The organism is Flavobacterium sp. (assembly GCF_020217025.1).
Classification (GTDB): Bacteria; Bacteroidota; Bacteroidia; order Flavobacteriales; family Flavobacteriaceae; genus Flavobacterium.
In genome coordinates this window covers 1-10,000 of record NZ_JAIWOF010000019.1, presented here as the reverse complement: position 1 = coordinate 10,000, position 10,000 = coordinate 1, and the positions used below count along the sequence as shown (strand labels likewise).

Sequence of the window (10,000 nt, the reverse complement as noted above, 5' to 3'; positions counted from 1 at the left end):
ATCGCTCAATTTTTCCTGATGATTTCAACACGCCATAAACTACAATTACATTAATTAAAATCGCAATAATAATATTGATTTTATCATAAGCAGCTCGTAGTGATAATATCGTTGTCATCGTTCCAGCTCCAGCAATCAATGGAAATGCAATAGGAACAATCGAAGCTGTACTCGGATTGTCTTCTTTGTATAATCGAATGCCTAAAATCATTTCTAAGGCAAGGAAAAACAAGACAAACGAACCGGCAACTGCAAATGAATTCGCATCAATACCAATCAATTTCAGAATTTCTTCTCCCACAAATAAAAAGGCAATCATAATCACTGCCGCTACAATAGTAGCCTTTTCCGATTGAATATGTCCCATTTTACTGCGTAAATCCACAATAATTGGAATACTTCCCACAATATCAATCACAGCAAATAAAATCATGCTGATCGTAAAAATGTCTTTCCAATTGATTCCAAATTCCATAAAACGCTGAATATTTGTGCAAATATAAGGATATTGAATAAAGAACGTTTCTAATTTAACGATACATTATCATATGAAGTTCAAGAGCAATGACAAGTTCAAGTTCAAAAATCAATAAAAATCATAAATGTTCTAAAATCATCAATCGTTAATCCTCAATCCTAAATCATTTCTTATCTTTGCACTTTAAATAAATCCAATATGTTTCAGTTAAATAAAACCATCGTTTCCGAAGAAATCTTAGAAAAAGAATTTGTTTGCAATTTGTCAGCTTGTCAAGGTGCTTGTTGTGTGGATGGCGATGCGGGTGCTCCTTTAGATGAGGAAGAAACCAAAATTTTAGCTGAAATTTTTCCAAAAGTAAAACCCTTTCTTCGTCCTGAAGGAATAAAAGCCATTGAAGAACAAGGAACGCACGTAGTTTCCGATTTTGGTGAATTAGAAACACCGCTTATCGATGGAAAAGATTGTGCTTACGTAATTTTTGACGGAAAAACGGCACTTTGTGGAATTGAGCAAGCCTACAATCAAGGGATTGTAGATTGGAAAAAACCAGTTTCTTGTCATTTATATCCGATTCGAATTAAAGAATATTCAGATTTCGCGGCGGTTAATTACCACAAATGGCATATTTGCGATGATGCGTGTTCGTTAGGACAAGAATTAGGAGTTCCAGTGTATCAATTTGTCAAAGAAGCATTAATTAGAAAATTCGGACAACAATGGTTTGACGAATTAGACAAAGTAGCAAAAGAGTTAAAAAAATAATTCAAATTTTAAGGTTCAAAAATCGGTGTGAGAGGTTGATTTATCAATCGCTTACAAGGTTTTAACACTTGTTTTATTTGTTTTTAATTTATTGATTTTCAGCATTTTAAAAACCCATATTAATTTACTGACAATTTTCGGCTTTGTTAAAAACTTGCTTTAATTGTGAATAAGTTTGACTTTCATTTCTCGTTTCAAATGACAAACTTTGTAATCCCCAAATAAGTCAATTTAACCAATCATTAACATTTTTAAAATCAAATAGCTATGTCTATAGTGGAACCTATTTTGCAAGAAAACAAAGATCGATTTGTAATTTTTCCTATCAAACACCAAGATATTTGGGAATGGTACAAAAAACAAGAAGCGTGTATTTGGACAGCAGAAGAAATTGATTTACATACCGATTTAAATGATTGGAACAATAAATTAAATGATGATGAAAAATATTTCATCAAACATATTTTAGCATTCTTCGCGGCTTCTGACGGAATTGTAAACGAAAATTTAGCGGAAAACTTCGTTAACGAAGTGCAATATCCAGAAGCGAAATTCTTCTACGGTTTCCAAATCATGATGGAAAACATTCACAGCGAAACCTATTCGTTGTTAATTGATACGTATGTAAAAGACGAGGCAGAGAAAAATCAATTGTTCCATGCTATTGAAGTGTTTCCAGCGATTAAAGAAAAAGCACAATGGGCTTTAAAATGGATTGAGTCGGATTCGTTTGCAGAAAGATTAATTGCTTTTGCTGCGGTTGAAGGAATTTTCTTCTCAGGTTCGTTTTGTTCGATTTACTGGTTGAAAAAACGTGGATTAATGCCAGGATTAACTTTTTCAAACGAATTAATTTCTCGTGACGAAGGAATGCATTGTGATTTTGCGGTTCACTTACATACAAATCACATCGTAAACAAAGTGCCAAAAGCTAGAATTACTGAAATTATCGTAGATGCATTAAACATCGAAAGAAAATTCATTACAGAATCATTACCAGTAAGTTTAATTGGAATGAACGCTACTTTAATGACACAATATTTAGAATTTGTAACCGATAGATTATTAGTAGAGTTAGGATGTGATAGAGTGTATAACTCTTCAAACCCATTCGATTTTATGGACATGATTTCGTTACAAGGAAAAACGAATTTCTTCGAAAAACGTGTGGCTGAATATCAAAAAGCTGGTGTAATGAACTCCGATTCAGAATCAAGTAAAATTAGCTTCGACGCTGATTTCTAAAAACAAATAAAATATAGAGCGCTATAAAATGTCGGGAGACTCGCGCTTTAGTTCAATAAATACTAACCGAAAGCAGGGAAGGGATTGTCTGTTTTCAAAAAACTAAAAAGCTTATGTATGTAGTAAAAAGAGATGGCCATAAGGAGCCAGTAATGTTTGACAAAATCACGGACAGAATTAAAAAACTATGTTATGGATTAAATGACATGGTAGACGCTGTGAAAGTGGCAATGCGTGTAATTGAAGGATTATACGATGGAGTTACCACTTCTGAATTAGACAATTTAGCAGCAGAAACCGCAGCTTCCATGACGGTAACGCATCCAGATTATGCCCAACTAGCGGCTCGTATTGCAATTTCTAACCTACATAAAAATACTAACAAATCATTCTCGGAAACGATGAGTGAAATGTACCACTACGTAAACCCAAGAACGAATCAAGCAGCCCCTTTGATTTCGGATGAGGTTTACGAAGTAATTAAAGAAAATGCAGAATTTTTAAATTCTCACATCATATACAACCGTGATTTCAATTACGATTACTTTGGTTTCAAAACCTTAGAGCGTTCGTATTTGTTAAGAATCAACGGAAAAATCGTAGAGCGTCCACAACACATGTTAATGCGTGTTTCGGTAGGGATTCACTTAAATGACATGGAAGCGGTAATTGAAACTTACGAATTAATGTCGAAAAAGTTCTTTACACACGCTACTCCAACATTATTCAACGCGGGAACTCCAAAACCTCAAATGTCATCTTGTTTCTTATTAACCATGAAGGATGATAGTATTGATGGAATTTACGATACTTTAAAACAAACAGCAAAAATTTCGCAATCAGCGGGAGGAATTGGTTTAGCTATTCACAATGTAAGAGCAACTGGTTCATATATTCGAGGAACAAACGGAACTTCAAACGGAATTGTTCCAATGTTACGTGTTTTCAATGACACTGCTCGTTACGTAGATCAAGGTGGAGGAAAACGTAAAGGAAGTTTTGCTATTTACTTAGAAACTTGGCATGCTGATATTTTCGAATTCCTAGATTTGAAAAAGAATACAGGTAAAGAAGAAATGCGTGCAAGAGATTTATTCTTCGCGATGTGGACTTCTGACTTATTCATGAAACGTGTAGAAGAAGATTCAACTTGGACGTTAATGTGTCCAAACGAATGTCCTGGTTTAGATGAAGTGTATGGTGAAGAATTTGAAGCTTTATATATTTCATACGAAGCACAAGGAAAAGGTAGAAAAACCATCAAAGCACGTGAACTTTGGGAAAAAATTCTTGAATCTCAAATTGAAACAGGAACGCCTTATATGTTGTACAAAGATGCGGCGAACAGAAAATCGAACCAAAAGAATTTGGGAACGATTCGTTCGTCTAACTTATGTACTGAAATTATGGAGTACACTTCTCCAGATGAAATTGCAGTATGTAACTTGGCATCTATTTCGTTACCAATGTTTGTTGAAAACGGAGCCTTCAATCACGAATTGTTATTCAATGTAACAAAACGCGTTACTCGCAACTTAAATAAAGTAATCGACAGAAATTACTATCCAGTAAAAGAAGCTGAAAACTCAAACATGCGTCACCGTCCGGTAGGATTAGGAGTGCAAGGTTTGGCGGATGCTTTCATTATGATGAGAATGCCTTTTACAAGTGATGAAGCTAAAAAATTAAACCAAGAAATTTTCGAAACCTTATATTTCGCAGCTGTAACCGCTTCTATGGAAATGGCTAAAGAAGAAGGACCGTATTCTTCTTACGAAGGTTCACCAATTTCTAAAGGAGAATTCCAACACAACCTTTGGGGCTTAAAAGACGAAGAACTTTCAGGTCGTTGGGATTGGGCAAGTTTAAGAAAAGAAGTAATGGCAAACGGAGTGAGAAACTCATTGTTAGTAGCGCCAATGCCTACCGCTTCAACTTCTCAAATCTTAGGAAATAACGAAGCTTTCGAACCTTATACTTCAAATATTTATACAAGAAGAGTACTTTCGGGAGAATTCATCGTGGTAAACAAACACTTATTAAACGATTTAGTTGAAAGAGGTTTGTGGAACGAAACATTGAAGCAAGAAATCATGCGTCACAATGGTTCTGTGCAACATATTGAAAGAATTCCTGCGGATTTAAAAGAATTGTACAAGACAGTTTGGGAAATGTCGATGAAAGATATTATCGATATGTCGCGTCAAAGAGGGTATTTTATTGACCAATCGCAATCGTTGAACTTGTTTATGCAAGATGCAAATTATGCGAAATTAACTTCGATGCACTTCTACGCTTGGAAATCAGGTTTAAAGACAGGAATGTACTACTTAAGAACAAAAGCTGCGGTGGATGCCATTAAGTTTACTCTAAATAACGATAAAGTTGCCACTCCAATTGAAGTTAAAGAACAACATGTTGAAGTTAAAAAAGTAGAAGCTATTGCAGTTTTAGAAGAACCAGCAGAAATGACAGCTGAAGAATACAGAGCAATGATCGAAATGGCTAGAAACGCTGGTCCAGAAGATTGTGAAATGTGTGGTTCTTAATAATGTTTTAATATAAAAAACTACTTACTCATTAATTTATTGGGTAAGTAGTTTAATTTTCTCGGTCTTAATCAGATTGGGATAAAAACTTGTGTAAAAAAGAAACGCCTCTAATGAGGCGTCGGACTAAAGATACTATCTTTAGTGTTGTTTATGTGATGCAAATATATAAAATAAATAATGAGTGAAGCAAATATTTTAACAAAAAAAGAAAGGGTGATTGTTTATGTAGATGGTTTTAACTTGTATTTCGGGATGTTAGATGCAGGTTTTGACTACTGTAAATGGTTAAATATCAATTTATTGGTAAATAATTTATTACAGAATAATCAAACTTTAGTTGAAATTAAATATTTTACTAGTAGAGTCAGTAATAACCCAGAGAAACAAAAAAGACAAAATACATATTTAGAAGCATTAGAGAGTGTTGGTGTAAATATTTATTATGGGAATTATCAATCCGATAAGCTAGAATGTAGAAGATGTGGAAATATTTGGCCAACATATAATGAAAAAATGACGGATGTAAATATTGCAACACAAATTTTGATTGATGCTTTTCAAGATAAATATGATATGGCTATGCTAATTTCAGGCGATAGTGATTTGGTTCCTCCAATTAAATCTGTTCACGAAATATTTAAAAATAAGAGAGTTTTTGTTGCTTTTCCTCCAAAGAGGCATAATCAATCTGTTGCTTTGATGGCTAAAGGTTCATTGACAATTGGTAGAAAAAAATTAGTAGACAGTCAGTTTGCTCTTGAAGTGACAAAAAGAGATGGTTATATTTTGAAGAAACCTAAAGATTGGGAAGTTTAGAAAAAGAGTCATCACACGATGACTCTTTTTGTTTTAAATAATTACAATCCAATTCGTACATTTGAAAAAAATACAATTATGTCAAAAGATAAAAAAGGTGTTTACACCGGGATCATAGAAAAAGACGCAGATGGAAATTATTTCTGCGGTGAATACTTATTGGATTACCAATACACAGAGAAAAACTTCAAAGTAGGAGACGAAATTAATATCAAATCGGTTATTGTAAATCCGAGTGATAAAAGTTATAATCAGTATCCAAAAAAATCGAGAAATTTCTTCTTAGCTAACGAAAAAGAGTAATATTTAATAGAAAAATTAACAATAAAAACTTTTTTTTCATTTTTTTTTTTTTCATTTGTTTATATTATTAATTAACTAAAAAAAGATGAAAAAAAATTAATGTTTTTAGGAATTATTTTGTTTGCTGTTTCAAATACATTTGCAAATAAAGGTTACGAAAAGGAACTGAAAATTAAAAATGTTAAGCCTGTTATGATTTGTAAAACTAGTAGTGCTATAGATGAAGATGGAAATATTGTTGCCTCAGCATCTTGTTGCAGAACATATTCAGCCGCACCTTCACAAGCAACTTTAAATCAGGCAAACATAGAACTAATGAATTGTGCTGAAGCTAAGTTACAGGATGTACTTACAGGTCAAGACTAGTGCATAAGCTTAAATAATTATGGGTATTAGGACTTAAAAACCATTCAGATTAATAAGTTAGCTATATTTAGCTAGCTTATTATTTAATTATAATCTAATGAGAAAAATAACTTTTATATTGCTTTTTTTTATTAATATTTTGTTTTCACAAACTATTAAAGTTGAATATGATTTGCTTATTGATATGAATGGGATGTTGTCTAATCCTTTAAGGCATAAAATAGAATTGGTAAATAGTCAGGGAAAATCTTTAGTTAAAAAATTTAGAAATAATCGATTTGAAACAAAAGCTTTAAACAAAGACGGTGAAAATTTAATGATTGTTAAAACAAGTAGTGATACAGTATATTTTTATAAAGAGTTTGAAGAAAATAAATTATACTCAGAAGAAAAAATTTTCACAAAAATATTTAATGTAAAAGATTCTTTGCGGATTTTTGATTGGGATATCGTAAATGATACAGTTTCAATATTGGGTTATAAATGTTTTAAGGCTAAAACTAAGTTTAGAGGTCGTGAGTTTGAAGCTTTTTTTACGACAGATATTCAAATGGCTGATGGTCCCGCTAAATACAATGGATTACCGGGGTTAATACTAAAAGTATCTATAATAAACTCAGGTGCGGTATATTCAATTGAAGCAACTAAAATTGTTTTAACACAAGAAAACACTAAAATTTCAAATCCATTTGATGAAAAAAAATGTATCACTTTTAGCGAGTTTAAAAAGAAATACATAAATAAAATGAATGAAATGGAAAGTTATAATGCTAATCAAGGTATTAGTATAAGTAAAACAGGCTTAGAATTATTGTTTAATGAATAGATACTTTTTTTTAGTTCTTTTTTTTTTACTATTTCATAGAACCTGTTTTTCACAAAAAATTACAGGCTACGTTCATTCTGATCAAGAAGCAATAATTGATGCTAATGTTTTAATTAAAAAAGGAAATTTAGTTTTAGATTTTGTATTTACCGACAGCCAAGGAAAGTTTCAATTTAATAAAACATTTCGAGATACAGTTGTAATCGAAATTTCAAGTTTAAATTTCAAAAAAGAAAAAATATTTTTTTTTAGTAAAAAGGATACTTTGATAAAAGTAGAATTATTTAAAAATGTTATTTCATTAGACGAAGTAGTTTTTGTAAAAGAAAATAAATTTTCACAAAAAAAAGACACTATTTCATATAATGTTAATTCTTTTAAAGATGGGACAGAAAGAGTTGTTGAAAATTTATTAAAAAAACTACCTGGAATATCTGTTAATGATGACGGAAAAATTCTTTTTAAGAATAAAGAAATTGAAGCTTTAATGATTGAAGGAGATGATTTATTTAATGCACAGTATGTAATAGGGAGTAAAAATATTGATATTGATTTAGTCGAAAGTATTGAGGCAATTGAGAATTTCAATACAAATAAAGTGTTAAATAAAATTATTGAGTCGGAGAAAGTAGCATTAAATCTTAAATTAAAAAAAGACAGGACTGTTTTAAATTTAAATGTTTTATTAGAAAATGATTTTTACTCAAAATATAATAATTCACTAACAGCCTTGTTGCTTGATGATTTAAATAAAGGATTTAGTACTTCTTCTTTAAATAATATCGGGAATGTTGCTTCCTCAAATTTTATTTTTTCAAATAAAGATAATAACCAATTTAGTAAAGCTAAGAACAACGAAATAATTTCTCAAGGTAATTATCCTACTTTCTTAGGGAATAGTAATTCATTATTAAACCAGAGTAAATATAATTACACTTCTTTTTTTAGAAATTTTACAAAAAAAACAAAAGCAACATTTGGGTTTAATTATTATGAAGATAAAATTCGTCAAGATTTTATAGATAGAACAAATTATAAATTGGCGACAAATAATTTAGATTTGTTTAGTACAGAAAATCAAGAAAAAAAACCAATAGTTTTATCGTTCAACAATACTACCACTTATAATTATGGGAGTGAAATTCAATTTGAAAACAAACTCTTAATTGAAGCTAATCAAAGTGAATTGAATAGTAGGATTAATAACAATAATTTGCTTCAGCGCTCTAATTTACTTTCAAAATCCTTGTTTGTGGGTAATAAATCTGAATTAACAAAACAACTTTCGGAAAACTCAATTTTAAATTCGGTATTATTCTTTTCTGTTAATAATTCTAGACAAAATTTTTATATTACACCTGGTTCACCAAATATAGATTCATCAAGTATAAAGAATACCCAAAAAAGCAATATAAATAGTGTTTTTATAAATTCTAATATTGAATTTTATAAAAATTGGTCATTAATTAAACTTAAAGTTTCAAATAGTTTAGAATTTCAAAAAGATGGATTAAACACATTGCTTCTTAACGGAGAAAATAGTCTTGTTAATAATGCGTTTTTGAATGATTTGGTTTTTAAAAATTTAAATAATAAATTGTTAATTAATTTTATTATTAAGTATAAAAAGTCAAACTTAAATTTTTCAACAAAATTTTTGTTCAATAAATTGTATTTATCTAATACCGATAGCACTTTAAGCGATTTATTGTTTAATATAAATTATAAATACCTTATAAATAAAAAAAACAGTATTACTTTTGGATATAATGAAGATGTATTTGTGCCAAAAATGAATTATATGTTTAATGGTTTTGTTTTAACATCATATAGGAATTTAATAAGCAATGAAAGTAAATTAGATTTTATAAAAAATAGAGATGTTAAATGGAGTTATAACATTAATGATGTTTATAATACTTTTTATTTAAACTTTGGAAGTGGTTATTCATTTGCTGATAAAGATTATTATTCTATAAATCAAATTACAACGGAATTAACTTATATAAAATATTTGCTACTAAACTATGGTAATAACAGGTTTTATGTTGATTTTTCTATACACAAATTACTGCCTTTTATTAAAACAACTATAAAGTTTAATTCAAAAATTTCTTTTTCTTCGTCGTATAATTTTGTTAATGATTCAGAATTAAGAAACATTAAAAGTAAATTATTAAATATGGAACTGCAATTTTATTCGGGTTTTAAATCTAAAATAAATTTTCAAGGTAAAATAACATCACAATCTAGTTTTTTTGAAGTTGATAAATCAAATAATGCATTGACTCAGATAATAAATGAATTTAAAGTTATTTATAAAATTTCCGATAAAAATAATTTTAAATTTGAATTGCAAACTTTTATTCCAGACAAAACTAAAAATCAAATTTATAGTTTTATGAACTTTGAATATGTTTATAAATTTGAAAAATATAATTTAGAAACCTACATCAAAGGACAAAATTTGTTGAATGTTAAAAAGTATGAAGACCATCTTGTTTCAGATTACGCATATTCTAGCTTTAGCTATAATTTACAGGAAAGGTTTGTTTTGTTTGGTATAATTTATAAGATATTATAATTTAAATTTCATAAGTATAATTTAAATTAGTTTTTTTGTAATGATTATATTCGCAATTAAACTAT

The 10,000-nt window shown here is 29.6% G+C and carries 9 protein-coding genes; 8 read left to right on the top strand and 1 reads right to left on the bottom strand.

Translation table 11 applies throughout. The annotated features are described in order from the left end of the window. Window positions 1–475, bottom strand: a 475-nt coding sequence (locus tag LDL23_RS00805; protein WP_291264005.1) for a MarC family protein, incomplete at its 3' end; no start/stop codon positions are given. Window positions 476–676: 201 nt separating this feature from the next. On the opposite strand from LDL23_RS00805, the gene LDL23_RS00800 reads away from it, so the two are divergent. The 8 genes from LDL23_RS00800 (at window position 677) to LDL23_RS00765 (ending at window position 9,935) form a co-directional block, all read left to right on the top strand. Continuing rightward, complete coding sequence (locus LDL23_RS00800) at window positions 677–1,243, top strand: DUF3109 family protein (RefSeq protein WP_291264004.1); 567 nt, start codon at window positions 677–679, stop codon at window positions 1,241–1,243. Window positions 1,244–1,510: 267 nt separating this feature from the next. Then, window positions 1,511–2,488 (top strand): ribonucleotide-diphosphate reductase subunit beta, encoded by a 978-nt coding sequence (locus LDL23_RS00795; protein WP_291264003.1) that lies wholly within the window; start codon window positions 1,511–1,513, stop codon window positions 2,486–2,488. A 113-nt stretch (window positions 2,489–2,601) separates the two neighbouring features. Then, window positions 2,602–5,037, top strand: a complete 2,436-nt coding sequence (locus tag LDL23_RS00790) for a ribonucleoside-diphosphate reductase subunit alpha (protein WP_291264002.1) — start codon at window positions 2,602–2,604, stop codon at window positions 5,035–5,037. Between the two features lie 180 nt (window positions 5,038–5,217). Next, on the top strand, window positions 5,218–5,856 hold the full coding sequence (locus LDL23_RS00785; protein WP_291264001.1) for an NYN domain-containing protein: 639 nt from the start codon (window positions 5,218–5,220) through the stop codon (window positions 5,854–5,856). Window positions 5,857–5,934: 78 nt separating this feature from the next. After that, the gene (locus tag LDL23_RS00780) at window positions 5,935–6,159 is read left to right on the top strand and encodes a hypothetical protein (protein WP_026725983.1); all 225 of its coding nucleotides are present in this window, start codon (window positions 5,935–5,937) and stop codon (window positions 6,157–6,159) included. 99 nt (window positions 6,160–6,258) lie between these two features. Then, window positions 6,259–6,525 (top strand): hypothetical protein, encoded by a 267-nt coding sequence (locus LDL23_RS00775; RefSeq protein ID WP_291264000.1) that lies wholly within the window; start codon window positions 6,259–6,261, stop codon window positions 6,523–6,525. Window positions 6,526–6,622: 97 nt separating this feature from the next. Further along, on the top strand, window positions 6,623–7,351 hold the full coding sequence (locus LDL23_RS00770) for a GLPGLI family protein (RefSeq protein WP_291263999.1): 729 nt from the start codon (window positions 6,623–6,625) through the stop codon (window positions 7,349–7,351). After that, window positions 7,344–9,935 (top strand): hypothetical protein, encoded by a 2,592-nt coding sequence (locus tag LDL23_RS00765; protein WP_291263998.1) that lies wholly within the window; start codon window positions 7,344–7,346, stop codon window positions 9,933–9,935. The genes LDL23_RS00770 and LDL23_RS00765 overlap by 8 nt, the downstream gene beginning before the upstream one ends. Window positions 9,936–10,000: the final 65 nt, after the last annotated feature.